Source organism: Aurantiacibacter gilvus, assembly GCF_038289935.1.
Classification (GTDB): Bacteria; Pseudomonadota; Alphaproteobacteria; order Sphingomonadales; family Sphingomonadaceae; genus Alteraurantiacibacter; species Alteraurantiacibacter gilvus.
Window position 1 is genome coordinate 1892474 of record NZ_JBBYHV010000001.1, and the last position, 25427, is coordinate 1917900.

General features: G+C 65.9%; 25 protein-coding genes. 17 read left to right on the forward strand and 8 right to left on the reverse strand.

What is annotated here, in order from left to right:
- The first annotated feature begins 109 nt into the window (after positions 1 to 109).
- Together AAEO60_RS09440 and AAEO60_RS09445 are read left to right on the forward strand one after the other, a co-directional pair.
- Positions 110 to 874 (forward strand): class I SAM-dependent methyltransferase, encoded by a 765-nt coding sequence (locus tag AAEO60_RS09440; protein WP_341673403.1) that lies wholly within the window; start codon positions 110 to 112, stop codon positions 872 to 874.
- A 52-nt stretch (positions 875 to 926) separates the two neighbouring features.
- Entirely contained in the window at positions 927 to 2423 is a 1497-nt protein-coding gene (locus AAEO60_RS09445) for a S10 family peptidase (RefSeq protein ID WP_341673404.1), read from the forward strand.
- 15 nt (positions 2424 to 2438) lie between these two features.
- Here the strand turns inward: AAEO60_RS09445 and AAEO60_RS09450 are convergent, their stop codons facing one another.
- Both AAEO60_RS09450 and AAEO60_RS09455 read right to left on the reverse strand, forming a co-directional pair.
- A complete protein-coding gene (locus AAEO60_RS09450) occupies positions 2439 to 3026 on the reverse strand; it encodes an SRPBCC family protein (RefSeq protein ID WP_341673405.1) in 588 nt (195 codons plus the stop codon).
- A 53-nt stretch (positions 3027 to 3079) separates the two neighbouring features.
- Positions 3080 to 3625, reverse strand: coding sequence for a hypothetical protein (locus AAEO60_RS09455; protein ID WP_341673406.1), 546 nt, complete (start codon positions 3623 to 3625; stop codon positions 3080 to 3082).
- Between the two features lie 166 nt (positions 3626 to 3791).
- Here AAEO60_RS09455 and AAEO60_RS09460 point away from each other — a divergent pair, with 166 nt between their 5' ends.
- Positions 3792 to 4370 carry a hypothetical protein gene (locus AAEO60_RS09460; protein WP_341673407.1) on the forward strand — a complete coding sequence of 193 codons (579 nt, stop codon included), beginning with the start codon at positions 3792 to 3794 and terminating at the stop codon, positions 4368 to 4370.
- Here AAEO60_RS09460 and AAEO60_RS09465 read toward each other — a convergent pair.
- On the reverse strand, positions 4367 to 6436 hold the full coding sequence (locus AAEO60_RS09465; protein ID WP_341673408.1) for a protein-disulfide reductase DsbD family protein: 2070 nt from the start codon (positions 6434 to 6436) through the stop codon (positions 4367 to 4369). The two genes, AAEO60_RS09460 and AAEO60_RS09465, sit on opposite strands and share 4 nt — an antisense overlap.
- On the opposite strand from AAEO60_RS09465, the gene AAEO60_RS09470 reads away from it, so the two are divergent.
- The gene (locus AAEO60_RS09470) at positions 6414 to 7640 is read left to right on the forward strand and encodes a UbiH/UbiF/VisC/COQ6 family ubiquinone biosynthesis hydroxylase (RefSeq protein WP_341673409.1); all 1227 of its coding nucleotides are present in this window, start codon (positions 6414 to 6416) and stop codon (positions 7638 to 7640) included. The genes AAEO60_RS09465 and AAEO60_RS09470 overlap by 23 nt on opposite strands.
- Here the strand turns inward: AAEO60_RS09470 and AAEO60_RS09475 are convergent.
- Genes AAEO60_RS09475 through hemC form a run of 3 tightly spaced genes read right to left on the reverse strand, consistent with a single transcriptional unit; the run spans position 7637 to position 10281 of the window.
- A complete protein-coding gene (locus tag AAEO60_RS09475) occupies positions 7637 to 8626 on the reverse strand; it encodes a hypothetical protein (RefSeq protein ID WP_341673410.1) in 990 nt (329 codons plus the stop codon). The genes AAEO60_RS09470 and AAEO60_RS09475 overlap by 4 nt on opposite strands.
- Positions 8627 to 8683: 57 nt before the next feature.
- A complete protein-coding gene (locus AAEO60_RS09480; protein WP_341673411.1) occupies positions 8684 to 9355 on the reverse strand; it encodes a uroporphyrinogen-III synthase in 672 nt (223 codons plus the stop codon).
- Complete coding sequence (hemC, locus tag AAEO60_RS09485; RefSeq protein ID WP_341673412.1) at positions 9352 to 10281, reverse strand: hydroxymethylbilane synthase; 930 nt, start codon at positions 10279 to 10281, stop codon at positions 9352 to 9354. The genes AAEO60_RS09480 and hemC overlap by 4 nt, the downstream gene beginning before the upstream one ends.
- A 44-nt stretch (positions 10282 to 10325) precedes the next feature.
- Here hemC and tsaD point away from each other — a divergent pair, with 44 nt between their 5' ends.
- From tsaD to AAEO60_RS09535, 10 genes are all read left to right on the forward strand, one after another.
- Positions 10326 to 11363 carry a tRNA (adenosine(37)-N6)-threonylcarbamoyltransferase complex transferase subunit TsaD gene (gene tsaD, locus AAEO60_RS09490; protein WP_341673413.1) on the forward strand — a complete coding sequence of 346 codons (1038 nt, stop codon included), beginning with the start codon at positions 10326 to 10328 and terminating at the stop codon, positions 11361 to 11363.
- Positions 11360 to 12355, forward strand: coding sequence for an NAD(P)H-dependent glycerol-3-phosphate dehydrogenase (locus tag AAEO60_RS09495; protein WP_341673414.1), 996 nt, complete (start codon positions 11360 to 11362; stop codon positions 12353 to 12355). The genes tsaD and AAEO60_RS09495 overlap by 4 nt, the downstream gene beginning before the upstream one ends.
- A complete protein-coding gene (locus AAEO60_RS09500; protein ID WP_341673415.1) occupies positions 12352 to 13884 on the forward strand; it encodes a lipopolysaccharide biosynthesis protein in 1533 nt (510 codons plus the stop codon). The genes AAEO60_RS09495 and AAEO60_RS09500 overlap by 4 nt, the downstream gene beginning before the upstream one ends.
- Before the next feature lie 49 nt (positions 13885 to 13933).
- Positions 13934 to 14191, forward strand: coding sequence for a hypothetical protein (locus AAEO60_RS09505; protein ID WP_341673416.1), 258 nt, complete (start codon positions 13934 to 13936; stop codon positions 14189 to 14191).
- Between the two features lie 10 nt (positions 14192 to 14201).
- On the forward strand, positions 14202 to 14942 hold the full coding sequence (locus AAEO60_RS09510) for an OmpA family protein (RefSeq protein ID WP_341673417.1): 741 nt from the start codon (positions 14202 to 14204) through the stop codon (positions 14940 to 14942).
- A 156-nt stretch (positions 14943 to 15098) separates the two neighbouring features.
- On the forward strand, positions 15099 to 15686 hold the full coding sequence (locus tag AAEO60_RS09515) for a helix-hairpin-helix domain-containing protein (RefSeq protein ID WP_341673418.1): 588 nt from the start codon (positions 15099 to 15101) through the stop codon (positions 15684 to 15686).
- Between the two features lie 76 nt (positions 15687 to 15762).
- The gene (locus AAEO60_RS09520) at positions 15763 to 16158 is read left to right on the forward strand and encodes a response regulator (protein WP_341673419.1); all 396 of its coding nucleotides are present in this window, start codon (positions 15763 to 15765) and stop codon (positions 16156 to 16158) included.
- A 66-nt stretch (positions 16159 to 16224) separates the two neighbouring features.
- Positions 16225 to 17409: an acyl-CoA dehydrogenase gene (locus AAEO60_RS09525; RefSeq protein WP_341673420.1), complete on the forward strand. Its 1185-nt coding sequence runs from the start codon at positions 16225 to 16227 to the stop codon at positions 17407 to 17409.
- 157 nt (positions 17410 to 17566) lie between these two features.
- Complete coding sequence (locus AAEO60_RS09530; protein WP_341673421.1) at positions 17567 to 18784, forward strand: OmpA family protein; 1218 nt, start codon at positions 17567 to 17569, stop codon at positions 18782 to 18784.
- Positions 18785 to 18927: 143 nt separating this feature from the next.
- Positions 18928 to 19746: a hypothetical protein gene (locus AAEO60_RS09535; protein ID WP_341673422.1), complete on the forward strand. Its 819-nt coding sequence runs from the start codon at positions 18928 to 18930 to the stop codon at positions 19744 to 19746.
- 1 nt (position 19747) lies between these two features.
- On the opposite strand, the gene AAEO60_RS09540 is transcribed toward AAEO60_RS09535, so the two are convergent.
- Together AAEO60_RS09540 and AAEO60_RS09545 are read right to left on the reverse strand one after the other, a co-directional pair.
- The gene (locus AAEO60_RS09540) at positions 19748 to 21889 is read right to left on the reverse strand and encodes an acetate--CoA ligase family protein (protein ID WP_341673423.1); all 2142 of its coding nucleotides are present in this window, start codon (positions 21887 to 21889) and stop codon (positions 19748 to 19750) included.
- Between the two features lie 94 nt (positions 21890 to 21983).
- Positions 21984 to 22847: a p-hydroxycinnamoyl CoA hydratase/lyase gene (locus tag AAEO60_RS09545; protein WP_341673424.1), complete on the reverse strand. Its 864-nt coding sequence runs from the start codon at positions 22845 to 22847 to the stop codon at positions 21984 to 21986.
- A gap of 88 nt (positions 22848 to 22935) precedes the next feature.
- Between AAEO60_RS09545 and AAEO60_RS09550 the strand changes: the two genes are divergently transcribed.
- Genes AAEO60_RS09550 through AAEO60_RS09560 form a run of 3 tightly spaced genes read left to right on the forward strand, consistent with a single transcriptional unit; the run spans position 22936 to position 25327 of the window.
- Positions 22936 to 23349 carry a MarR family winged helix-turn-helix transcriptional regulator gene (locus tag AAEO60_RS09550; protein ID WP_341673425.1) on the forward strand — a complete coding sequence of 138 codons (414 nt, stop codon included), beginning with the start codon at positions 22936 to 22938 and terminating at the stop codon, positions 23347 to 23349.
- 60 nt (positions 23350 to 23409) lie between these two features.
- Complete coding sequence (locus AAEO60_RS09555) at positions 23410 to 24441, forward strand: DUF8021 domain-containing protein (protein WP_341673426.1); 1032 nt, start codon at positions 23410 to 23412, stop codon at positions 24439 to 24441.
- Complete coding sequence (locus tag AAEO60_RS09560) at positions 24431 to 25327, forward strand: DUF8021 domain-containing protein (RefSeq protein ID WP_341673427.1); 897 nt, start codon at positions 24431 to 24433, stop codon at positions 25325 to 25327. Before AAEO60_RS09555 ends, AAEO60_RS09560 begins: the two co-directional genes overlap by 11 nt.
- Positions 25328 to 25427 lie beyond the last annotated feature (100 nt).

Sequence of the window (25427 nt, forward strand, 5' to 3'; positions counted from 1 at the left end):
CTTGCCATTTCGACCAGCCGCAATCGCCGTTCGACCAACGGCAAGTCGCCCGATTGCCCGCCGCGCCGCGCCCGCACACTATCCCCCAGATAACTTCGGGGGTTCCTGCATGCGTTATTCACTTCTCACCGGCGTTTGTTTCGCCGTCGCCATGGCCTTTTCCGCGCCCGCGCTGGCGCAGGTCTCGATTGCCGAGGCCGTAGCCTCGCCCGACCGTTACGAAGGCGCGCTGGTGATGGACGAAGGGCGCAAGCCTGCCGAGGTGCTCGCCTGGGCGAGGATCGAAGCAGGCATGGACGTCGCCGACATCATGCCCGGCCTTGGCTACTGGACCGAGATAATGGCCCCTATCGTCGGCCCCGAAGGCTCGGTCGCCGCGCTGCAGCCGGAGCAGTTCTACAACGAGGACCGCGCCAATGCGCTGTGGGATTCGATCCTCGCCGCCAACCCCGGTGCGGCCCGTGTGCGCTATCCCTTCGACCAGTTCAGTTACGCCGCCGACAGCTTCGACCTCGTGCTGATCAACAACAGCTACCACGACATCTACTGGCAGTCCGAGCAGTACCGGATCCCGCTGTCCGACCCGGACGTGCTGGTCACGGGCCTGTTCGCCGCGACCCGTCCCGGTGGCCATGTTGTGGTGATCGACCATGCGGCCGACGCGGGCAGCGAACCGCGCGCCTCGGTGGATGCCATGCACCGTATCGCCGCCGACGTGGTAATCGCCGACTTCGAACGCGCGGGCTTCGTTCTGGTGGACCGGAGCGACCTGCTCGCCAATCCGGCGGACGACCATACCCGGAGCGTGTTCGACGAGGCGCTGGACGGCTACTCCGACCGCTTCATGCTGAAGTTCCGCAAACCCGCTGCCTGAGGATCCCGGTGGCGGATTGACCTCGGCGCGCCCAGCCGCCAATCCGTTGCCCATGAAACTCACGCACCTGCTCACCGCCACGGCAGCCTTCGCGCTTGCCGCCACCGCCACGCCCTCCCTGTCGCAGGACCAGGAGGCCGCCAGTCCCGCCGCACCCGAGCCGCAAGTGCGCACGGTGGACATGTCGGGCACCTTCGGCGGCCAGCGGATCGACTACCGCGTCACCATGCAGGAGAACCTGCTCACCGCCGACGACGGCACGCCGGAAGCCATGGTGGTCACCACCTCTTACGTGCGCACCCCGGTCGACAGTGCGCGCCCGGTCTTCTTCCTGTTCAATGGCGGTCCCGGTTCGGGCTCTGTCTGGTTGCAGATGGGCGCTTTCGGACCGGTGCGCGTGGCGATCCCGTCGGACGCGCAGGACGATGGCGGCCCGCCCTATCCCATCCTGCCCAACGCCGACAGCCTGCTGGACGTGGCCGACCTCGTCTTCATCGATCCGCCGGGCACGGGCTTCTCCTACCTGCTCGAAGACACCGATCCCTCGCGCTATTACGGCCTGACGCAGGATGCCGAGGCCGTGGCGCAGGTGATCCGCCTGTGGCTGAACGAGAACGGCCGCTGGAACAGCCCCAAGTACCTTGGCGGCGAAAGCTACGGCACCACCCGTACGGCAACCGTGGTGAACCAGCTGGAAGGCGGAACCTACAACGACGTCGGGCTGAACGGGCTGATCCTGATCTCCACCATCCTCGACTTCGCCGCGCGCGAGCCCACGCCGGGCAACGAGATGGCCTATGTCGTCACCCTGCCCAACATGGCCACCGCCGCCTGGTATCATGGCCGGGTGCAGGCCGAGAGCGCCGCGGCCATTGCCGAGGAAGCGCGCCAGTTCGCTATCGGCCCCTACATCACCGCCCTGCTGCAAGGCGCAGACCTGCCTGCCGAGGAACGCGCCGCGGTTCGTGCCGAGCTATCGCGGCTCACCGGCCTGTCGGAACGCTATCTCGAACAGGCGGACCTGCGTGTAACCGACCAGCGGTTCTACAAGGAGTTGCTGCGCGACCAGGGGCTGACCATCGGGCGGCTCGACGCGCGCTATACCGGCACCGATTTCGACGATGCAGGCGAAACGCCCGACGACGATCCCAGCTTCTATGGCATCGACGCCGGCTATACCGCCGCGATCAATACCTGGTCACGCGAGAGCCTGGGCTGGGAGACGCGGCGCGAGTACCAGTCGATCGGCAGTATCGGCGGAATGTGGGACTGGACGCTCCGCGGACAGGGTCGCAATGCCTATCTCAACGTGGCGCCCTATATCGGACAGGCCATGCGCCAGAACAGCGGACTGCGCACCTTCGTGGCGCAGGGCTACTACGACTTCGCCACGCCGTTCTTCGGGGCCGAATTGTCGCTCAACCGCATGGGCATCCCGCAGGACCGGGTACAGTTCCACTACTACGACGCGGGCCACATGATGTACGTGCGCGACGAGGACCGGCATCGGCTTGCCGAAGACATCCGCGCTTTCATCCGCTCGCGCTGAGTCAGCCGGGCGCGGCTATTCGTCGCACCCGGGATAGACCTGCTCCCCGGCAACCGCCCGCTGCAGCTGGGCGAAGGTCCATTCGTTGCCCGCCGTGAAGAAGCCTAAAATCGTTTCCCACTCGGGGCCGATGCCATAGCCGAGACCCCACATGGTCAGACGTGTCTGGTCAGGCGAGACCGCCTCGAACTCGATCACGGAGTAGAGGTTATCGCGGCGGGCATAGATCGTCTCGTTCATCCACGATGCTTCGCGCTGGGGCTCGAGATTGGCCTGCAAGGTGATCATGCGCTCGGGCACGAAGTTGACGATGGTGTTTTCGATCCAGCCATCGTCTTCGGGTTCGGCGCAAGCATTGTAATTGGTGCGGATCATGCCGCCGGTGCGCAGGTCGACATAGCCGACGGGTGCCATCCAGCTGGAGACACCGGCGTCGGTAGCAAACAGGTTCCACAGGTCAGCCAGCGGCGCATCCAGCACCAGCGTCTGGCGCAAGGCCTGCTCGTCCTCGCTGACCGGGTTGCGCTCGCTCTGCACATCTTGCGCAGCGGCAGGCAGCGACAGGACCAGTGCTGCGGCGGCAAGAATAGGTTTATGAATCATGGCGCTGATTGTTCGGGCGGATCCGCAAACAAGCAAGCCCAAATCGCGGCAACCTATCGCTCCACCGGACAGTACTGCTCCACCACCGCCAGCAATTCGTCGAAATTGCCGTCGGAGCGGTTGGTCTCGATATTGATGTCGCCGAAGTCGCCGGAGCTCTTGTTGAGCTTGGCGATCTTGCGCGCCATCGGCCTGATCGGGAACCTGTCGGCATCGCTGATATCCACGGACAGCACGCGGTAGATGCTCATCTTGCGTACGGCGATCCGCACGATGCGGTCCCACGGCAGCACCTCTTTCAGCGCTGGCGGATAGGTGATGCCTTCGGGGCCGACGTGGATTTCGACGCCGCGCCGCAGGATGCGCGGCACGAAAGCCGCCGCCACCACGATCGCGAACCAGCCGATCCACGGGGCGACGAAGGCGAGCACCTCCAGCGAGCGATAGCGGCGCGACCCGCTGGTGGTCAGGCCGTCGCCCGGCACCAGCGACGATGGGTCGACCAGCACCAGCAGCCCGCCGAGCATGACCAGCAGGCCCACCATCAGGATCATCTTCTTCGGAGAACGGTGCGCAGTGAATTGTGCAACTTCGGCCATTGGATACCCCTGTGAAACCAGAGGCAGGATATGCCCGCACGGCCGGGCCGCCATGGCATGCTTATGGCTGCCACAGGCATGGGTCATGCCGGACAGAACACGGAAGTTCGGGACAAATAACGCTTCCCGCTTGATACCGGACGAGTGGCGGAGCATCGGGTTGGCCATGCGGCGCACCCTGCCCCTCTTCCTTGTCCTGCTTGCGGCCTGCGACCGGCAGCCCGAACCTCCGCGTGATGACGTGCAGCGCGTCTCGCTGGAGGACATGGAGCCGCGACAGCCCCTGGCCGATCCCTCGCCCGATACGAGCGCGGCCAGCTGGAGCGTGGCGGCCAACGGACAGGCGATCCGCTTCGGCAACGAGGGTGAACCGCCGCTGCTGACGCTGGCCTGCATGGTCAATGACGAGCCGCCCGAAATGGTCATCATTCGTCATGCCCGCGCCTTGCCGGGACAAGGCGCGCTGTTCCCCGTACTGGGCAACGGCATGACCAGCCGCTTCATGGTCGATGCCACGCTGGGCGACAACGAATGGCACTGGGAAGCGCGGCTGCCTGCCGAGGATCCGCAGCTCGACGTCTTTGCCGGCCCCCGCGACCTGGTGGCGACCTTGCCGGGGCGCGGATCGCTGGAGATCGCGGGCAGCCGGATACCGGGCGAATTCCTCGAATGGTGCCGCGTGGGCGGCCAGACGCCGCAGGTCGAGAATGATCCGTCCGAGCCGGCGGGAGAACCTGCCGCCTAGTTCGCTTGCGCCGCGAGGTTCGCCAGCATGTCCGGCGTCAGCACCTGCGGCAGTTGCTCGCCTTCACCGCTTGCCGGATACCACATGTAAAGCGGTACGCCCGCCGCGCCGCGCGCCTCGAGGTAGCGGGTGATTTCCGGATCGTTGCGCGTCCAGTCACCGCGCATGGCGACGACGCCAGCCTCCTCGAAGGCCGCGCGCGTCGCTTCGCGTTCGATGGCGACCTGTTCGTTGACCTTGCAGGTCAGGCACCAGTCGGCAGTGAACCAGAGGAACACCGGCTGTCCGGCAGCGCGCGCTTCGGTCAAGGCCGCTTCCGAATAAGGCACAGGGTCGAGCAGGCTTTCCGCGGAGACGACCTGTTCTTCGACCCGGAAGGGCAGCGAGACCGCGAAATAGAGCACGGCAATGCCCGCCAGTCCCGTCATCACGCCACTGCGCTGGCGCAGCGAGACGATAATCACGATGGCCAGCACGCCGACGGCCGAGGCACCAAAGGCAAAGTTCTCACCGCCAAGCCGCCAGGCCAGCCAGACCAGCGCCAGCGCAGTCAGGCCCATGGGGACCGCCATCACCTTGCGGAAGGTCTCCATCCAGGCACCCGGCTTGGGCAGTAGTCCGCGCAAGACCGGCACGAAGCCGAGCAGCAGGAATGGCAGTGCAAGGCCCAGTCCCAGCGCTGCGAAGAGCAGCATAGCCTGCGGTGCGGGCAGCAGCAGCGCCGCGCCGAGCGCTGCCGCCATGAACGGCCCGGTGCACGGAGTCGCGACCACGGCGGCGAGCAGGCCGGTCATGAAGGCTCCGCCCTGGCCGCGCGAACGGATCGGCAGGCTGGGCAGTTCGAAGAACCCCGCAAAATTGGCGGTAATCATGACGGCCAGCACCAGCAGCGCGGCGACCACGAGCGGCTCCTGCAGCTGGAAGGCCCAGCCGACCTGCGCCCCGCCCGCGCGCAGCACCAGCATCAGCGCGCCCAGCGCCAGGCAGGCGAGCATGACGCCAGCGGTGTAGGCCAGCGCCTCGATCTTCGCCTGCCGCTCCTCGCCCCCGGCGCGCGCCAAGGTCAGCGCCTTGAGGCTGAGGATGGGGAAGACGCAAGGCATCAGGTTGAGCAGCAAGCCGCCCAGCAGTGCGCCGCCGAGCAGCAACACGAGCGGCGTTTCCAGTGCGCGGTTGGCGATGCGCGTCCCGCCGGTTGGCACTTCGCCCGTCTCGGCAGCGAAGCGCAGGCCCTGTCCGCCGGCGCCGAAGGACAGCATGCCCTCGATGGCCCCCGGCTCGTCGCGCAGGCCGCCGCGCGGGATCTCCACTACCAACAGGTCACCGTCGCGGTAGAATACCTGCTCCGCGCCGTAGTCGATCACGTCCTGCTGGACCACGAAGACATGCGGATCGGGCAAGTCGACGCTGGCGGGCAGCGGAATGGCAAGGCGCAGCAGGTCGCCCGTCAACGCGAGCTGTGCGGTCTGGTCGATCAGCGGCGGGATCGCCGCACGGTCTTCGTCGAACTGCGCACGCAGCGCCTCGGTCTCCTGCGGGAAGCGCAGGTTGAGCCGCGCGCCCTCGGTAACGCAGAGCTGGTCCGAACAGGCGAGCCAGCGGGCATCGACAGCGGGCACGCCGAAGTTCGCCGTGACCGCGTCCGGGCCGATCTCGATGGGGACGAGAACCGCGTAAGGATCCTCGTAAACGTGGTTCATGATCCCCAGCAGCACCAGCTTGTGCGGCACGGGATAGAGCGGCTCACCCGCCTGCCAGCCCTCGGGCAGCTCCCAATCAAGCTCCATGCCGAGGCCGGCATCGCCGGGGTTTGCCCAGTAGCCGTGCCAGCCCTCCTTGGGGCGGAAGCGCAGGGCGACGTAAAGCGTCTCTCCCGCCACCGGCGCGTGTTCGGCCACCAGGTCGGCGTCGATGTGGTTGTCCCGCTGGGCCATGGCAGGCATGGCCAGAACGGCCCCGAAGAGGGCCAGAATAACGCCGAAATAGCGGAAAAGGGACAGCGCGCTTGCCTGCATGGTGGCAAGCGATCTAGGAGCCACAGCCATGGCGGACAAGTTGAATCCCAAGCGCGAACTCCTCATCCTCGGCGGCGGCCTCGTGGGCATGACGCTGGCACTGGCCGCAGCCCGCAAGGGAATTTCCAGCCACGTGGTCGACAGGGCAGACCCCGCCGAGCTGACTGCGGAAGGTTTCGACGGGCGCGCTTCGGCCATTTCCACCGCCAGCTGGAACCTGTTCAGGAATATCGGCGTGGCCGAGGCGCTGGAACCGCACGGCTGCAAGATCGAGTCGATCGCCGTCACCGACGGGATGAAACCGGGCCGGATCGATTTCCAGCCCGAACCGCACGAAGGCACATTGGGCCGGATGTTCGCCAACCGCCAGCTGCGCCTCGCGCTGTTCGAAGCGGCAAAGGACGAGCCGCTGATCACCTGGCACTCCATGGCCGAGGTGATTGAACGCCACCGCGGCGAACACGGCGTTTCGGTGACTCTCGCAGACGGCACGGTGCTGGAGGCGAGCCTGCTGGTTGGCTCCGAAGGGCGCGGCTCACCCACGCGCGAAGAGGCCGGGTTCACCATGGCCAAGTGGGATTACCGCCACCGCGCGATCATTGTCGGGCTGACTCACGAAAAACCGCACGACGGTGTCGCGTGGGAAATCTTCTATCCCGACGGGCCTTTCGCCCTGCTTCCGCTGCTCGACGACGAACAGGGCCGCCACCGCTCCGCGCTGGTCTGGACCGTCGACGAGAAAGACGCCGAAGGTGTGCTGGCGCTCGGTGACCGCGCCTTGCACCACGAAATCGAAAAGCGCATGCACGGCGTGCTCGGCGCGATCACGGTAGAGGGGCCGCGCTCCTCCTGGCCGCTGAGCTTCCAGCACACGGCCAAGCTCGTGGCTGACCGGCTGGCGCTGGTGGGCGACGCCGCCCACGGCATGCACCCGATTGCCGGACAGGGCCTCAACTTGGGCCTGCGCGATGTCGGCGCGCTGGTGGAAGTGCTGGTCGATGGCATGCGGCTGGGTCTGGACCCCGGCGATGCGCAGCTGCTGGAACGCTACGAGAAGTGGCGCGCGCTGGATTCGTTGATGGTGATGGGCGCGACCGATACGCTAACCCGCCTGTTCGGTATTCCCGGCAAGGCCGCCAGCGCTGTGCGCCGCCTCGGCATGGCCGGCGTCCAGCGCACGCCTGCACTCAAGCGCTTCTTCATGGATGAAGCCCGCGGCATGAGCGGTGCCCTGCCCGAGCTGTTGAAGGGCTAGTTCACTTCTTCGGCAGCAGCCGCAGGGCTGCGCTGTTCCACCCGTTCACCGCCGCCGTCGCGCAGTTCGCGCGGGTCGAGCACGGCTGCCGTCTCCAGCGTTTCCAGTGCGCGCTCGGCAGCAGCGAAACGCTCGGCGTCGGCAATCCACTCCTCGGCCTCGCCCGCATTGGGCAAGTTGCGTACTTCGGAGACGGCGGCCTCGACCCGGCCGCTTTCGAGGAACAGTCGCGCGCGCTCCAGCCGCCGTTCGGCAACCGGGGAAGGCGTGTCCTCGCGCCGGACAACGAAGATCTCGGAAATCTCGCGGCCCAGCCAGGTCATCAGACCCTCGTTCGGTGGAGCATCTGTCAGCGACGGCGCAAGCCCGTCCAGCCGCGCGATCAGGCGATCAAGCGTGACGGGATTCTGCGCCGCGTCGATCACCGTCTGCACGGCGTTGGGACGAGCCTCGCCAAAGCGCAGGCGCAGCTGGTCCGCAAGGTAGCCCAGCGGGGCACCGCGTTCGATGGCGCGGCGCGCGGCGAAGGCGATCAGCAGGCCTTCTGCCCGTGCGGCATTGCCGGCGGCAGACTGGGCCTGGATGTCGAGCCGCGTCAGGCGCTGCTCCATGGCGGCAACGCGGCTGTCGAGGCCACCTGCCTGTTCCACCACCTGCTCGGCGCGCTCGACAGCCTCGCGTGCTTGTGCGGTTGCAGCGGTCGTGGAAGTTACCGAAGGACTGGGTTCGGGTGTCACCGTCTCGTCGCTCGCCAATGCCACCGGGTCTTCCGCCGGAGGCGCGGCCTCCTCGCCGTTGTTGCGTACGCTGAAGACGTTGCCGATCCCGAGGTCGCCGCCCGTGGTAAAATAGAGCGTTGCCGAAATGCCGAGCACGAAAGCCGCAGCAAGGCCGAGCAGAACCGGGCGCAGCGGCACGGTGCGCGGCTGCTTGTCGGCAGCGCCGTGGCTCGCACCTCCTGTTCGGTAGTTGTAACTGTCGTTCATAATAACCCTTGGCGCCCCGTCGCGAGCTTCACGTGGCCCAGCGTATTGGCAGCGCGTTTAATGGCACATGTCGCTGGCCAAGGCCAACAGCGCTGCATCATTGGGTTGTGGAGCCGATTCGCAGGCGGCCCAGCCGTTGCCCGCTGCCTGCGCCACGCGGGGCCCAATGCAGGCGAGGCGGATGGCGGCGCGGTCCAGGCCCAGCCGCTCGGCTTCAGACGCGAAGTGCCGCGCAGCCGCCGCAGAATGGAGCAGCACCAGCGGATCGCCTGCGCGCAAGGATACCTGCGCGCTGCCGGTGATCGGCAAGGCGCGCACTCCGTAGACTTCGCAGGTCGTAATGGTGCTGCCTTCGGGTGCTTCGAGGGGTACGCGCTCGACGCCTGCAAGTCGCAGGAAACGCGTGGGTGCGGATGCCTTGTCGAGCACGGCCTGTAAGCCGCCTTCGCCCGCCTGTTCGACAGTAAATCCGGCAGATCGCGCCGCGTTGGCCGTTACTTCGCCTACGGCATGGACGGGCAGGCTCCTGAGCCGGGCCAGCCCCGAACCACCCAGCCGGAACGCGTTGGCACTGCCCACCAGCAAGGCGTCGAAATCAGCCGGGTCGGGCACGACCCAAGTCAGCGGCATCACCTCGAACAGCGGCAATCCCACAGCTGCCAGCCCCTGCTCGCGAGCGGACTGCAAGGTCGCCTGCAAGCCGGGTTCTGGCCGGATGACGAAGATCATTGCAGTCCGTTGAAAACGGCGGTGATGCCGGAAGGAGCGTTTTCGAGCAGGTCGATGCCGAGCTGGCGCGGCGATTGCAGATCGCCGACGGCGAAGCGCGCCGTGCTCTCCACCCGCTCCTGCCCCGCGGGGCTGAACAGGGCGACGCGCATGGCGAGTTCGCCCGCATCGTGATCGCAGAGCACGGCTATCGGTGAATGGCAGGTACCGCCCAGCCCCAGCAACAACGCCCGCTCGGCCATGACTTCGGCGCGGCTTTCGGCATGATCGAGCACGGCCAGCACCTCGCGGGCGCGAGCATCGTCGGCGCGGCACTCGATGGCGATAGCCCCTTGCGCCGGCGCGGGCAGCCACAGCTCCGGGTCGAGCGGCACACCAACATCGTCCTGCCCCAGCCGTTCCAGTCCGGCAGCCGCAAGGAAAGTCGCCTCGGCTTCGCCCGCTTCCAGCTTGCCGAGGCGGGTGGCAACGTTGCCGCGGAAAGTCACCACTTTGCAGTCGGGGCGCAGGTTGAGCAGCTGCGCCGCGCGGCGCGGGGCGCTGGTGCCGACCACGGCACCCTCGGTCAGGTCATCGAAGCTCGCCACACCGATCAGGCGATCGCGCTTGTCCGCACGCGGCAGGATCGCGGCGATGTGCAGGCTGTCAGGGCGGATCGTCTCCACGTCCTTCAGCGAGTGCACGGCGGCGTCGATGCTGCCATCGGCCAGCCACTGGTCCAGTTCCTTGGTCCACAGCGCCTTGCCGCCGATTTCGGCCAGCGGGCGGTCGGTCACCTTGTCGCCGCTGGCCACCACGGGGACGAGTTCGACCATGTTGCTGTCCCAGCCATGGGATGCGCAGAGGCGCGCGCGGGTCTCTTCGGCCTGGGCCAGGGCCAGCGGCGAACGCCGTGTTCCGAGTCTCAGAATGGGTTGGTCATTCATGGGTTCGCTTGCCCTAGCTACGGCATCGTCTAATGGGAAGCGGGATGAGGATTGTTCTCGGCATCGAAAGCTCGTGCGACGAGACCGCCGCCGCCTTGGTGAGCGAGGACCGCGTGATCCTGGCGCAGGCGATCGCCAGCCAGGAGGCCGAACACGCGCCCTACGGCGGCGTGGTGCCCGAAATCGCCGCCCGCGCGCACGCCGAACGGCTTACCCCGCTGGTGGAAAAAGTGCTGGCCGATGCAGGCAAGACGCTGGCCGATTGCGATGCCATTGCCGCGACGGCTGGCCCCGGCCTGATCGGCGGGGTGATGGTGGGCCTCGTCACGGCCAAGGCCCTGGCCATGGCGAGCGACACCCCGCTGCTGGCGATCAACCACCTCGAAGGCCACGCGCTCAGCCCGCGCCTTGCCGATGCGGCGCTCGAATATCCCTATGCCCTGCTGCTGGTGAGCGGCGGGCATTGCCAGATCCTGCGCGTCGAAGGCGTGGGCAAGTACCAGCGGCTGGCGACCACCATCGACGATGCACTGGGCGAAGCCTTCGACAAGACCGCCAAGATCCTCGGCCTCGGATATCCCGGCGGTCCGGCGGTGGAGAGGCTGGCGCTGCAAGGCGATCCGAAGGCCGTTCCCCTGCCGCGCCCGCTGGTGGGCAGCGGGGAGCCGCATTTCAGCTTCGCCGGGCTCAAGAGCGCGGTGCTGCGCGCGCATGAAAGCGGGCTGCACAAGGATGCCGATATCGCCGCCAGCTTCCAGCAGGCCGCGCTCGACTGCATCGTGGACCGCACGCGGATAGCCCTGCGCACCATGGACGACGTGACCGCGCTGGTCGTGGCCGGCGGCGTGGCTGCCAACCAGGTGATCCGCACCGGACTTGAACAGCTGGCGGGCGAGTTCGCCCTGCCCTTCACCGCGCCGCCCCTGCCGCTTTGCACGGACAATGCGGCGATGATCGCCTGGGCAGGCGTGGAACGGCTGGCAGCGGGCTTCCCGGCGGACCCGCTCGACCTCAAGGCACGGCCGCGCTGGCCGCTCGATCCCGATGCCACCCCCGCGCGCGGGGCAGGAGTGAAAGCATGACCAAGAGCGCAATCGGTGTGGTCGGAGCAGGCGCCTGGGGAACCGCGCTGGCACAGATGCTGGCGAGCGACGGGCGCGAAGTGCTGCTCTGGGCGCTGGAGGACGGCCTCGCCGAAGCGATCAACACGACACATTGCAACGGGCTCTACCTGCCTTCCGCCGAACTCGCGCCGTCGATCACGGCAACTGGCGACCTTGGCGACATGTCTGCCTGCGACGCCCTGCTGCTGGTCACGCCCGCACAACACCTCGGCAACGTGCTCGCCAAGATGGGCAGCCTGCCGCAAGACATCGTGCTGTGCTCCAAGGGGATCGAGCAGAGCACCGGCCGCATGATGCACCAGGTCGCGCACGAAGCGGCGCCCGACTGCGATATCGCCGTGCTTTCAGGCCCCACTTTCGCGCACGAAGTCGCTGCCGGCCTGCCCGCTGCCGTCACGCTCGCCTGCGGCGGCGGCGAGGCGCAGTGGGAGCGGCTGGCCCCCGCCGTCGCGCGCCCCAATTTCCGCCCCTACTATTCCGACGACGTGACCGGCGCGGAAGTCGGCGGCGCGGTGAAGAACGTGCTCGCCATTGCCTGCGGCGTGGTCGAAGGGCTGGAATTGGGACAGAACGCCCGCTCGGCCCTCATCACCCGCGGCTTTACCGAAATGCTGCGCTTCGGCGTGGCGCTGGGCGGCAAGGCGGAAACGCTGAACGGCCTGTGCGGCCTGGGTGACCTCGTGCTCACCTGCTCCTCCATTTCCAGCCGTAATTTCTCGCTCGGCAAGGCACTGGGCGAAGGCATGAGCGCCGAGGAAGCCCTGTCCGACAAGCGCACCGTGGCCGAAGGTGCGCACACTGCACCGGTGCTGGCCGAGCTTGCCGCGAAACACGGCGTCTCCATGCCCATCACCGAGGGGGTGAATGAACTTCTGGGCGGCAAGCCCGCCAAGCACGTGGTGCAGGCCCTGCTCGCCCGCCCGCTCAAAGCAGAAGGCCACGCGGATTGACCACGCCCGCCAAGCCGACAGCCGCCGAAGCGGAAAACGGCGACGACATGACGACGCTCGTCAAGGGCGGGCGCACTAATACATTGGGCTTCCTCATCCGCCTCATCGGCGGCATCCCCTTCCTGTTCATCGGCTACCGGCTCTACGGGGTCGAGGAAATGGGGCGCTTTGCCTCCGCCGTGGTGGTGATCGAGCTGTTCGCGCTGATCTGTGCCCTTGGTGAAAAACGCGGGCTCGCACACCGCCTGACCGAAGCTGCAGGCGAGGACGGCAAGGCGCGGACCAACCTCGTCTTCGACGGCATGCTCGCCTCGCTGCTGATGTCCGCCGCTTTCGTCGCCCTGCTGGTGGTCTTTCCCTACCCGATCTTCCCCAACGGGACGAGCGGGCAGTGGGATATCCTCATCATCGGCGCGATCCCCGCCTTCGCCCTGACCGAGGTGCTGCTGGCGGCGCAGGCCTATCGCTACGACATCGCCACCACCGTACGCGCCCGCGCCATTGTCGAGCCGTGGACCAAGTCGCTGGCCGTGGCGGCCTTCTTCTTCATTCCCGCCCTGCGCGACGGCGGGGTGGCCCTGGCCTATCTCGCGGCAATCTACGCGGCCATGCTGACAGCCGCCTGGTCGTTCCTGCGCAGTTATGGCTTGCCCAAGGGCTGGCGGCCCAGCCCGGCTGGCATGTGGCGACTGACGACGCGGTCCCTGCCGCTTGCCGGTGCTGACGTGATCGAGCGCGCCACGCGGCTGATCGACGTGTTCCTGCTCGGCCTGTTCACCACGGAAACGGCGGTGGGCATCTATTATTTCGGCAAGGAAATCGCCAGCCTGCCGCAGAAGCTGAAGACCAGCTTCGAGCCGATCCTTTCCCCCGTCATCACCAAGAACCTGAAGACCGGCAACTTCAAGGCCATCGCCGCGCAGGTGCAGCAGGTGGGTTTCTGGATCATCGCGCTGCAGCTCGGCATTGCCCTGGCACTCGCAATTCCTGGCCAAGCCGTGATGGGCCTGGGCGGCTCGGAGATTGTCGGCGGGACCGGCGCGCTGGCTCTGCTGCTGGTTGCCGAAGCCGTGGCCTCGATGGCGGTCGTCTCGGAAGGCGTGCTGGTTTACATCGCCAAGAAGCGCAACCTGGCAATCTCCGCCGGCGTGATCGCGCTGCAGGCCCTGCTGACCCTCGGCATAATCCTGCTCGCGCAGCACCTGGGGTTCGACGAAGGTTACATGGCGGCCGGCGCGGCCATGGCCCTGCTGCTGGCGCTTGGCACGTCCAGCCTGATCAAGGCCCTGCTGCTGAAGTCCCTGCTGAAGGCACCGGTCGGCAACCTGCGCATGGCTCTGGTCTGGGCGACGGGTGCCGCCGTGCTGGTAGGGCAGCTGGTCATCATGCTACCCGAATGGCTGGAGCTGGCCCTGGGCATCCCGACCATCGTGCTGGTCTATGGCTGGGTGATCTGGACACGCGGTTTCGGCCCTGAAGACCGCGTGCTGTTCAGGCGGAACAAGGACAAGACCGAAGAAACGGCCTGAGCCGCCCGCCCTGCAATTCCCGCTCAACGAACGCCTGCCGGACAATATCGTGTTCCTGCTCGAGGTCTCGGTCAGTATGGACTCGCCCCACAAGCTGCCGGGCGAAGATCGCTCGCGGCTGATGCAGCGGTCGATCCCGACGCCGCCAATGACGATGGCTGGTCATCCGCGCGGCGATACCCTGAGGGGCTGCTTCGACTTCGACTATGCCGTCTCGCCGGCAGGCAGGACGGCTATTGGCGTGAAGAGTTCCTGCAGCTCGCCAGTCTTGCAGAAAGCCTCGACGCGCAGTGACCTGACGGGTTAAGGCGCAGGGCATGAATGTCCTGCGCAACCCCGCCGTGCCCCTGTTGGCCGGGCTCCTGGCCTGTATCGTGATTGCCTACACCGTCGGCGGCGCCTCCGCGCCTGCTCTGGCAGACCGGCTGGCCGCCCGCGCACCCGCAGCGATCGAGGCGGCGGGCGGCGGCGGCCATGTGGTGGCCGAATTCCGCTCGCCCAATGGCTGGCCCAGCCGCCATCCGGTGCTGACCGGCGGCGAACAGCTGGACCAGCAGACCCGATCGGACATTGCCTACGCCGTCGCTGCACTGCCCGGTGTCGGCGGCATCCGCTGGTCCGACGGTGACCTGATGGTGGAACAGCAATACAGTCCGTTGCATTGCCAGGAAGACGTGCAGGCCCTGCTGCGCGCACGCACGATCCGGTTCGAGGAAAGCTCGGCAACGATCGATGCTGCCAGCGCCAGCTTGATCGACGAGGTGGCACAGGCGCTCAGCCCCTGCCTCGGTGCCATCATCGAAGTTACCGGGCACACCGACAGTTCGGGCCCGGAAGAAATCAACCTTGCCCTGTCATCCGAGCGGGCCAATGCAGTGAAGGCAGCGCTGGTACAGCGCGGCATCCCGGCAGACGGATTGATCGCCCGCGGTGAAGGTTCTGCGCATCCGGTCGACGGGCTGGAACCGGGCGATCCGGCCAACCGCCGCATCGAGTTTTCGGTGATCTCGACCGAGGCACTTGTGCCGACGCCGGTCGACACACCAGCCGCGCGCTGAGCGCATATTTGCCCGAATCAGGGGTTCTGTTTCAAAGGAGTTTCGATGCCGATCTGGATGGAAGTGCTGGTGCTGATGGTGATCGCCTACCTCGTTGGGCTGGCCCTCGGCTGGGCCATCTGGGGTCGCTCGAACGGATAGGGAATTACAGCTGACATGAACGAATTGCTGCAGGAATACTGGATCTTGCTGGTCGTCGCACTGGTAATCGGCCTGCTGGTGGCGTGGTGGATATTCGTTGCCTCGCGCAAGACCACCGTGGAACGTGAAGACAAGGGCGAAGGCAAGAGCTCGGCCAGGCGCAACCAGGCGCTGATCGATGCCCCGCCGGCCGCAGCCAAGGACATCGGCGCCGCGCAGAACCTCGCTCGCGATACCGAAGACGAGCAGGCCGCGGCTTCTGCCGCCTCGCCCGGCCCGGTCTCGGCAGCGGCAAACTCCGACAGTATCGCCGCCGCAACAGCCTCGGCTGACGCCGAAGCTGGCCCAGCGCCAACCGCGTCTGGAGACGACCTGTCGCGGATCAAGGGTGTCGGGCCCAAGCTCGTGGCGCTGCTCGCCGAACACGGGGTAACCTCCTTCGCCCAGATCGCTGCATGGGACGATGCCGAGATCGACCGGATCGATGCCCAGCTGGGCCGTTTCCAGGGCCGCATCCGACGCGACAGCTGGGTTGACCAGGCCAAGATGCTCGCGGCAGATGACCTCGCCGCCTACGAAGCCAGATTCGGACGCACCCAGTAAAGCAAGGGAACCTGACCCAGCCTCAAGCGTAAGAACTAATGCGCCATCTCAGCAACCGCAGAGCAAAGGAAGTCGCATGGGTCAGAAGCTTCAGCCTGAGCACGCCACGACCATTCTCGTCGTCGAGGACGAGTTCATCATCGCTCTCGACCTGTCCGAGACAGTGCGCGACATGGGTTTCCGTGTCGAAGGTCCTTACGCAAACAAGGACCACGCCTTCATTGCCATCGACCAGGAAATGCCGGACGTTGCCATCCTCGACGTGCTGACCGGCGACGGCGAGGTGTTTCCGCTGGCTGATGCGCTGACCGATGCTGGCGTGCCGATCATTTTCCACTCCGGGCACATGCGCCCGTCGGAGCTGCAGGAACGTTATCCCATGGCCCAGGCCGCAGCCAAGCCCTGCCGCCCGGACCGGCTGATGGCGATGATCGAGGAAGCCAGGGCCCAGGCCAAACAACAGGCGCATTAGTCTGCCCCGCTCCTTGCCGCGAGCCGCCCAAGAAACTAGAGGCGGTTTCAAAGGAGACTACCTGCAATGGCCGACATGGTGCCCTTCGACTGGGCCGACCCCTTCAACCTCGATGCCCAGCTGACCGAAGACGAGCGGATGATCCGCGAAGCCGCGCACGGCTTTGCCCAGAGCACGTTGCAACCGCGCGTGATCGAGGACTTCGAGGAAGAAGCCGACGCCAGCGAACTGTTCCCGCAGATGGGTGCCGCCGGCATGCTCGGCGTAACCATCCCCGAGGAATTCGGCGGCGCGGGCGCCAGCTACGTCGCCTACGGCCTCGTCGCGCGCGAGATCGAGCGGGTCGACAGCGGCTATCGCTCGATGGCCAGCGTGCAGTCGTCGCTCGTCATGTATCCCATCCATGCCTACGGCTCGCCGGAGCAGCACCGGAAGTACCTGCCCGGCCTCGCGTCGGGTGAACTGATCGGCTGCTTCGGCCTGACCGAACCCGATGCTGGATCGGACCCTTCGGGCATGCGCACCTACGCCAAGAAGGACGGCGACGGCTATTCGCTGTCGGGCGCCAAGACGTGGATTTCCAACTCGCCCTTCGCGGACGTCTTCGTGGTCTGGGCCAAGTCCGAAGCTCACGACGGCAAGATCCGCGGCTTCGTGCTGGAAAAGGGCATGAAGGGCCTCGAAGCTCCGAAAATCAAAGGCAAATTGTCGCTACGCGCCAGCACCACCGGCATGATCCAGATGGACGAGGTGAAGTTGCCTGCCGATGCGCTGCTGCCGGGTGTCGAAGGGATCAAGGGTCCGTTCGGCTGCCTCAACCGGGCACGCTACGGCATCAGTTGGGGCAGCCTTGGTGCGGCCGAGTTCTGCTACCACGCCGCGCGCCAGTACGGTCTCGACCGGCACCAGTTCGGCGTGCCTCTGGCCTCCAAGCAGCTTTACCAGCTCAAGTTGGCTGACATGGCGACCGAGATCTCGCTTGGCCTGCAGGGCTCACTGCGAGTCGGCCGCTTGATGGACGAAGGCGCTTTTGCCCCGGAAATGATCAGCGTGGTGAAGCGCAACAACGTCGGCAAGGCACTGCAGGTCGCCCGCCTGGCGCGCGACATGCACGGCGGCAATGGCATCTCCGGCGAATACCAGGTGATAAGGCACATGCTGAACCTCGAAACCGTGAACACCTACGAGGGAACTCATGATATTCACGCGCTTATTCTGGGGCGGGCAATCACCGGTTTGTCGGCGTTCTGACACGTCCTGCCTTCTGCACCGTGAAACTTGTGTTGTTTGCGCAACAGTTCCGCCCGGATTCAGTGAGTTGTTTCCCTGCCCGGAACAAACGTGTAAAGGCAACATTCTGTTAGGGATGCAGAGGTACACACCCCTGTAAGTCGTAATGAGGACTAAAATGAAAAAGCTTCTTCTCAGTGCCTCGTTGGTTGCACTCGCCATTCCGGCAACTGCTAGCGCTCAAGCCTACATCGGCTTCAGCGGTGGTGTTGTCACGAATGAAGATGCCGACAACGAAGGTGTTTTCACCACTACTCTGCCTGGACCCGGTATGTTCCCGGATCTCCCCGCCGGTACGTCTTACGAATTCGAAACCAACGTTGATGTGGGTTGGGCTGCCGGCGCCCAGCTTGGCTACGCCTTCGACAACGGCTTCCGCCTCGAACTCGACGGCAACTACCAGTCCATGGACATCGAGCAGCACAAGAACCTGCAGCTGAATGGCTCCTCGCAGGAAGGCAACCCGCTGACCCGCGCGCTGCTCGCTTCGATGCCGATCGACGAAGGTCTGGCTCCCTATCTCGCCGCCGCTACCGGCGACGTGGAAACCTACGGCGTTTTCCTGAACGCGCTGTATGACTTCAACCGCGACGGTGCCATCCAGCCGTACATCGGCGTGGGTGCCGGCCTGTTCGTGGTCGATGTCGACTACGCACCGAGCGGCTTCGACATCGCACACGATGCCGACACGACCTTCGCCTACCAGGGCATCCTCGGCATTTCGGGCAACCTGAGTGACAACGCCCAGCTGTTCGCCGAGTACAAGTATCGTCGCATGTTCGACGAACCTACTTTCAACACCACCAGCAATTTCCCGGCAACCATGACGACGGATTTTGCGCAGCACAGCGGCACGCTGGGCCTGCGGTTCTTCCTTGGCGCCGAGGCTCCGCCCCCGCCGCCGCCTCCGCCGCCGCCTCCGCCGCCTCCGCCGCCGCCTCCGCCGCCGCCTCCTCCCCCGCCTCCGCCGCCACCGCCGCCGCCGTGTGAGCAGGGTCCGTACATCGTGTTCTTCGACTGGGATCAGTCGGACATCACACCCGAGGCAGCGACCGTGCTCAACAGCGCGATCACGGCTTACGGCAACTGCGGCATGGCCCGCGTCATGCTCGCCGGTCACGCTGACCGCTCGGGTTCGGCCACCTACAACGTCGGCCTGTCCGAACGTCGTAACGCTTCGGTCCAGGACTACCTGACCGCTCGCGGCATCCCGGCGGCTCGCATCTCCAGCGAAGCCTTCGGCGAATCCATGCCGCGCGTTCCCACCGCTGACGGTGTCCGCGAACTGCAGAACCGCCGCGTGGAAGTGATGTACGGTCCGGGCTCGGGCAACTAAGCCCACCCGCCGAACGACACAGAAAAGGGCCGGAGGAGAAATCCTCCGGCCCTTTTTCTATTCCTGCGGCTTGCGTGCAGCCGGCTGACAGCCAATGTTCAGTTGCCTCACCCTAGGCCCGCCTCTCCTTCGTCCCGGAATTCGTGACCATCGCTTCGCATCCCCAAACCGCTGAACCGGCCAGCCGGTGGCAGAGCGCCAGACTCAACCTGCGCCAGGGTCTGTCACGCCGCGCGCCGGGGATAGTCCTCACTCTCGCCATCGAGGCGGTGTTCATCTTGCTGCTGCTGTCGCTGGGACTTGTGCGGGACGAGCCGGAACGGGAAACGGTTCCGATCACCACTTTCGACATCGGCAATCCGCCGGAGCCGGCCGAAGCGGAAGAGGAATCCGAGCAGGCGCCCGCTCCCGCCAGCGCGCCGCCCGTGGCCGCTGCCCCGGAACAGCCGGTATCTGTCGACCCGGCCCTGCCCGATCTCGAGCTACCAGCGCTCGTTCCGCGGCGTACCCAGCAGCTGCCCGTTCCGCCGCCTTCCCCGCAGCCGACACCCAGCGCCTCGCCGACCATTGGCGTGCGTATCCGCGAAGGCAGCAGCTATGGTCCGGCCGACACCGGCTCCAGCCGCGGCGAAGACAGCAACGTCGTCGGCACGGCGCCCGATGGATCGCCGCTCTATGCCGCACGGTGGTACCGCGAACCGCGCGACAGCGAGCTGGCAGGCTATCTCTCCACCGCCAGGAGCACCGGCTGGGGCCTGATCGCCTGCAAGACCGCACCCAACTGGCGCGTGGTCGATTGCGAAGTGGTCGACGAATATCCGCAGGGCTCCGGCATCGCCCGCGCGACGCAGGCTGCGGCCTGGCAATTCCAGGTGCGCCCGCCACGCATCGGCGGGCAGTACCAGGTCGGATCGTGGGTGCGTATCCGGATCGACTACGGCCGGACCCAGCGAACCCTCTAGGTCAGTCGACCAGCATCAGGGCGTCGAGCGCGATCACGCCCTGCCCTTGGGGGTAGACGATCACCGGATTGAGATCGATTTCGCGAATCGACGGGTTGCCGGTCATCACCTGCCCGACCTGGACAATCAGCGCGGCGAGGGCATCGACATCGAGCGCGGGCGAACCGCGCCAGCCGGTCAGCAGCGGGGCCTGCTGCAGCGACAGCAGCCCTTCCTTGACCTGTTCGACGCCGAGATCAGGCGTGAACAGCTTCACGTCCTTCAGGATCTCCGCCGTCACGCCGCCAAAACCGGCCAGCACCACCGGACCCCATTCGGGATCGTGCTTGGCGCCGACGATCATTTCGGTGCCCATGGTGCCCATCTTCTCGACCAGCACGCCGTCGAGCTTGATCGACGAATCGTAGTTGGCGACATTGGCATACATGCGGTCGAAGGCCTCGCGCACTTCGTCCGCCGACTTGAGGTTCAGGATCACACCGCCAGCGTCCGACTTGTGACCCAGCGCCGCAGCCTGCGCCTTCATCACCACCGGGTAGCCCAGCGCATCGGCAGCGGCCGCCGCCGCGTCAGCCGTGGGGGCAAAGGTGCTGTCGGGGAACGGCACGCCCAGCGGGCGCAGCAAGTCTTTGGCCTTGTACTCGGGCACGACGCCGGTGACGGTCTCCATGCCGTCGATCACCAGCGGTTCGCCCGAGCGGTCGGTCAGGTCGCGCTTGGCGAGGTCCGCCAGCCGGGCGATGGCGCGATAGGCGCGCTCAGTGCTGGCGAACCAAGGAATGCCGGCCGCGCGCAGGCTGTCGATATATTCCTGCGGCACGTTGGCGCCCTCGTCGACACCGGCGAAGACCAGCGGCTTGCCAAATTCGCCACGCGCAACGGCTTCCTGGATCGGCGGGAACTTGATCTTCGACGTGATCGGATCCGACTGGATGATCGAGGCGACCACGCTGCCGACGCGCTCGTCTTCGAGCAGGGCAACCAGCAGGTTGGTGTAGATTTCCGGTTCGGAAAGGCCAACGGCGGTAATGTCCGTGGGGTTCGACACCGGGACGAAATCGGGCAGCACGGCGCGGATATTGGGACTGTTGTCATCGTCGAGGTGCAGCAGGTCGAGCCCGATGTCCTCGGCAAGGTCGAAGGCCAGGCCGCGCAGCGCACCGCTTTCGCCCAGCACCACCATGTTCGCGCCCGGCAGGCTGGGACAGGTTACGGCGATGGTGGCGATGTCGGCCAGTTCTTCCAGCGTTTCGGCGAAGATCACGCCTTCACGCGCCAGCTTCGCCTTCATCAGCTTGAAATCGCCCGCCATGGCTCCTGTGTGGGTGGCGGCGCTTTCCTGCGCCTTGTCGCTCTTGCCCGGGTGCAGCAGCACGATGGGCTTGCCCGCCTCGCGTGCACGGCGCGCAGCAGCCACAAAGGCGGCTGGACGACGGAAATTCTCGACATACATGGCGATGACGTGAGTGGCGGGATCGTCCACCAGCCATTCGACATAGTCTTCCACGCCAGAGGCCGCTTCGTTGCCGGTGCTGACCGAGGTCGAGACATAGCAGCCGCGCGGGTGCAGCGTGGTCGCCAGCACTGCGGCCAGCGCGCCCGACTGGCTGGCGATACCGACCGCGCGCGCTCCCGCGGGCGGGGTCTTCATGTTGGTTTCGACGAAGGTCAGCGGGATGCGGGCCACGTAATTGGTACAGCCGAGGCAGTTCGGGCCTTCGATAATCATGCCGTGTTCTTCGGCGATACGGCCCAGTTCGGCCTGGTCCTTGGCGCCTTCCTCACCAGCTTCGGAGAAGCCCGCGGCATAAATCACCGCCGCGCCGCAGCCCCTTTCGGCGAGCTGGCGCACGGTATCGACGACGAAAGCCCGCGGGATCGCCAGCACGGCGCAGTCGACGCCTTCGGGCAGTTCGTCCACGCCCTTGTAGACCTTCAGCCCCTGCAGCTCGTCGCGCTTGGGGTTCACGGGATAGATGTCACCGTCGAACTCGTACTGCACGAGGTTGTTCAGCAAGGTGCAGCCCAAAGCGCCGTGGCGGTCCGACGCGCCGATCACGGCGACGGACTTGGGACGCAGCAGGCGGTCGATCTGCGCGTTGGTGAAACGGCGGGTGGTCATCGTGGAAATCCCCTCGAACATGCAAAACCCCGGCTGGACCGGGGCAATCCTTGGCCAAGCTGCCTAGAAAGAAGAAGCGGCGCGAACAAGCCTGTCCGCGCCGCCATGAATTGACTTAGTCCTTGTCGAGCGTCGACTTGTCGAACGCGCCAAGGCCGGGCTTGAAGGTCTTGGCATCGAGGAACTGGCGGGTTGCCTCCTTGCGGCTTTCGAGCCCGCCGAACTGGTTCAGCGCTTCCTGTGCGCGGATCAGGTAGTCCTCGGCATTGTCATAGGTCATCTCGGTAACCCGGCGCATGGCCCACTTGGTGGCGCGCAGGGCCTGGCTGTCCTTCTTCTTCAGCACTTCGCAGACTTCCAGCACGCGCTCCTTCAGCTTGTCGGCCGGTAGCGATTCGTTGACCATCCGCAGCTTGGCAGCTTCGGGGCCGGTCAGGTTCTCGCCCATCATCGCGTGGTACATGGCGTCGCGGAAGGGCAGCAGCTCTGCCGCAACCTTGCTGGCGCCGCCGCCGGGCAGGATCGCCCAGTTGATTTCGGACAGGCCGAACTGCGCGTCGTCCGAGCAATAGGCCAGGTCACAGGCGAACAGCGGGCCGTAAGCACCGCCGAAGCACCAGCCGTTGATCATGGCGACGGTCGGCTTTTCGAACCAGCGCAGGCGTTCCCACCAGCTGTAGGCTTCGCGCTGGTTGCTGCGGATGGCGTGCAGGCCTTCCTGCTCTGCCATGCGGAAGTATTCGAGCAGGTCCATGCCTGCCGACCATGCCGAGCCTTCGCCGGTGAGCACGAGCACCTGCACGTCGTCGCGGAATTCCAGGTCCTCGATCACGATCTTCATCTGCCGGTTGAGCTTCGGGCTCATGCAGTTGCGCTTGTCGGGACGGTTGAAATAGACCCATGCGACGCCGTCGACGACTTCGTACTTTACGGTGTCTTCCTGCGGACGCGGATCGGGTTGCGACGGGGCTTTGGCCATTACTTCATTCTCCTAAACGTGCGAATCGAACGCACTTGCACGATTGCTATTGCCCATAACATAATTTTTGCTATGAACAATAGCAATCATGATGAAAGACCCGCTCGCCTCCTACCCCGGCTATGTCCTGCGCCGCGCTGCCCATGCGGCAGGAGCGGAGCTTACGATGCGGCTGGAACCGCTCGGCCTGCGGCAGAGCGACGTGTCGATGCTGATCCTGATCGAGGCCAATCCCGGCATCACCGCAAGCGCCTTGGGCCGCATGCTGGATATCCAGCGGGCCAACATGGTGCCGATCCTCAAGCGCATGGAAGACGCGGACCTGATCGTCCGCGAAGCGATTGATGGCAAGTCGATGGGTCTTGAAGTGACCCGGGCCGGACTGGCCAGGCTGGCCGATGCGCGCGCGGTGATCGACCAGTTCGAGAATGAACTGCTCGAACGCGTGCCTGCCGAACACCGCCACCACCTGCTGCCCGCGCTCAATGCGCTATGGCGGTAAGAGGCTAGCCAAGCGGTCCGAAATTGATAATGTCCGACTCCTTCTGGGGAGAGAGGACACATGATCAGAACAATTCTCGCTGCTGCCGCAGCAATGTCGCTGGCAACGCCTGCCATGGCGCAGGTGGCCGGGGTGCCGCTGGAAATGGAACCCAACACCTGCGACCGCACCTGCCTGGAAAGCTATGTCGAGCGTTACCTGGCGGCGATGTCCGAAGGCGGCTTCGACGACGAACTGTTCGCCCACGGCGTGCGCTTCACCGAAAACGGCATCGAGATGCCGCTGGGCAATGAAGGCCTCTGGGCCACCACGGTCTCGCCCGAAGGCTATCGCCTGGTGGTGCCCGACGTGGTCACCGGACAGGTCGCCGCGCTGGTGACCGTGCAGGAACAGGCAGGCCAGTCCGCCACCGGCCCGCAGCGCGAGCCCGAGCATGTCGGCGTGTCACTGCGCCTGCGGATCGGCCGCGACGGCAAGATCACCGAGGTCGAACAGGTCGTGGCCCGTCCCGACCGGCCGCTGGGCGCCAGCACCGGCCCGTCGACCAGCCCCTTCCCCGACACCGGCGCCGCCGTGGCCGCGCTGGGATCGCCATGGCCGGGCTACCTCGAGGCCGTGCCCGAGGGCGAACGCCACACCCGTGCCGAACTGGTCGAAGTGGCCAACGCCTATTTCGAAGCGGTCGAGCGCAACACCGGCAACGACTACTACCCCTTCACCGACGACTGCCTGCGACTGGAAAACGGCGTGATCGCCGCCGCGCCCGAAGGGCATGACCTCGCCGACCGGCCTTCGTTCGGACAGGTGCAGACCTGCCGGGGCCAGTTCGAGACCTCGTTGATGGGCACTGTCACCAGCGTGCGCGATCGCCGCGTGGTGGCCGTCGATATCGAACGCGGGATCGTCTTCGCCTTCGCCTTCTTCGATCACCGCCCGATCAACTGGACCTGGCAGCTGGGCGAGCTGTTCAAGGTGGAAAACGGCGACATCAGCCGCATCGAAGCCATCTTCATCCGCGGACCCTACGGCGTCTGCTCGGGCTGGAGCACCTATGAACAATGCCGCAGCGAGGAGCCGCAAGATGTCCGCTAGAACAATCGCATTAGCCCTGATCGGGACCGCACTTGCCGCGCCCGCCATGGCGCAGGACGGGCCGCCCGCCAGCCCCTATGCTCCGCGCGTGGACCAGCCTACCTGCACCCGCGCCGAACTGCAGGAACTCACCAGCGCCTATGTCGAGGCGCAGCGCACGGGCGACATTTCCGCCCTGCCCCTGCTCGACAATGCCCATTTCCTCGAGAACATGGAGACGGTGGATCGCAGCGAGGGCCGCTGGGCCAGTCCGCTGCCGGTGGCCCATGCGATGAGCTTCCACGATCCGCTGCGCTGCAAGACCTTCACCGAGATCGTGGTGACCGAAGGTGACGCCCCGCAGATTATCGGCACCCGCCTGTTCGTCCACGAAGGGCAGATCCTGCGCGTCGATTCGATCGTCACCGAGCCGGGCGACTGGCTGTTCAACGCCAACGCCTTCCTCCACTACACGCAGCAGGAGGACTGGAGCGAGCTGCACCCCTACCAGCGCACCGACCCGTCCGAGATGATCCGCGGCGCCAACGCCTACCTTGACGGGTTCATGGACAAGTTCACCGACATCCCCTGGGGCGTGCCCTGCGCGCGGCTGGAGGGCGGGCTCTACACCAACCGCGACAACCGGCCCGACGCCAGCTGCGAGATCGGCATGCCGCCGGGCGTGCTCTACCTCACCAACCGCGATTACCTGATCGACGAGGAAATGGGTGTCATCAACGTCTTCATGCGCTTCGGCAGCTCCGAAACCGGTGGACCCGACAGCCATACGTTCCGCTATATCGACGGCAAGTTCCGCCTGATCCACACGCTGACCGCCATCCCCGGTCCGCAGGCCAATGATGACGGTTCGATCGCACCTGGAGCCATCAACCCCAACGCGGACTGAGGCAGTTTGCGCAAGTCGTTGTGCAATAATTGCAACGAAACGTGTATGGTTGCCGGGCGGTCCTGCTGATAGGGGCCGCCCGGAAACCACAAGAGGCCGT

Coding starts and splice junctions, on each gene's coding strand:
- AAEO60_RS09475 (WP_341673410.1), bottom strand. CDS start 8,626: ATGAACGACAGTTACAACTACCGAACAGGAGGTGCGAGCCACGGCGCT.
- AAEO60_RS09525 (WP_341673420.1), top strand. CDS start 16,225: ATGGCCGACATGGTGCCCTTCGACTGGGCCGACCCCTTCAACCTCGAT.
- AAEO60_RS09520 (WP_341673419.1), top strand. CDS start 15,763: ATGGGTCAGAAGCTTCAGCCTGAGCACGCCACGACCATTCTCGTCGTC.
- AAEO60_RS09455 (WP_341673406.1), bottom strand. CDS start 3,625: ATGGCCGAAGTTGCACAATTCACTGCGCACCGTTCTCCGAAGAAGATG.
- tsaD (WP_341673413.1), top strand. CDS start 10,326: ATGAGGATTGTTCTCGGCATCGAAAGCTCGTGCGACGAGACCGCCGCC.
- AAEO60_RS09560 (WP_341673427.1), top strand. CDS start 24,431: ATGTCCGCTAGAACAATCGCATTAGCCCTGATCGGGACCGCACTTGCC.
- AAEO60_RS09440 (WP_341673403.1), top strand. CDS start 110: ATGCGTTATTCACTTCTCACCGGCGTTTGTTTCGCCGTCGCCATGGCC.
- AAEO60_RS09530 (WP_341673421.1), top strand. CDS start 17,567: ATGAAAAAGCTTCTTCTCAGTGCCTCGTTGGTTGCACTCGCCATTCCG.
- AAEO60_RS09495 (WP_341673414.1), top strand. CDS start 11,360: ATGACCAAGAGCGCAATCGGTGTGGTCGGAGCAGGCGCCTGGGGAACC.
- AAEO60_RS09480 (WP_341673411.1), bottom strand. CDS start 9,355: ATGATCTTCGTCATCCGGCCAGAACCCGGCTTGCAGGCGACCTTGCAG.
- AAEO60_RS09545 (WP_341673424.1), bottom strand. CDS start 22,847: ATGGCCAAAGCCCCGTCGCAACCCGATCCGCGTCCGCAGGAAGACACC.
- hemC (WP_341673412.1), bottom strand. CDS start 10,281: ATGAATGACCAACCCATTCTGAGACTCGGAACACGGCGTTCGCCGCTG.
- AAEO60_RS09510 (WP_341673417.1), top strand. CDS start 14,202: ATGAATGTCCTGCGCAACCCCGCCGTGCCCCTGTTGGCCGGGCTCCTG.
- AAEO60_RS09555 (WP_341673426.1), top strand. CDS start 23,410: ATGATCAGAACAATTCTCGCTGCTGCCGCAGCAATGTCGCTGGCAACG.
- AAEO60_RS09445 (WP_341673404.1), top strand. CDS start 927: ATGAAACTCACGCACCTGCTCACCGCCACGGCAGCCTTCGCGCTTGCC.
- AAEO60_RS09460 (WP_341673407.1), top strand. CDS start 3,792: ATGCGGCGCACCCTGCCCCTCTTCCTTGTCCTGCTTGCGGCCTGCGAC.
- AAEO60_RS09550 (WP_341673425.1), top strand. CDS start 22,936: ATGATGAAAGACCCGCTCGCCTCCTACCCCGGCTATGTCCTGCGCCGC.
- AAEO60_RS09515 (WP_341673418.1), top strand. CDS start 15,099: ATGAACGAATTGCTGCAGGAATACTGGATCTTGCTGGTCGTCGCACTG.
- AAEO60_RS09540 (WP_341673423.1), bottom strand. CDS start 21,889: ATGTTCGAGGGGATTTCCACGATGACCACCCGCCGTTTCACCAACGCG.
- AAEO60_RS09450 (WP_341673405.1), bottom strand. CDS start 3,026: ATGATTCATAAACCTATTCTTGCCGCCGCAGCACTGGTCCTGTCGCTG.
- AAEO60_RS09470 (WP_341673409.1), top strand. CDS start 6,414: ATGGCGGACAAGTTGAATCCCAAGCGCGAACTCCTCATCCTCGGCGGC.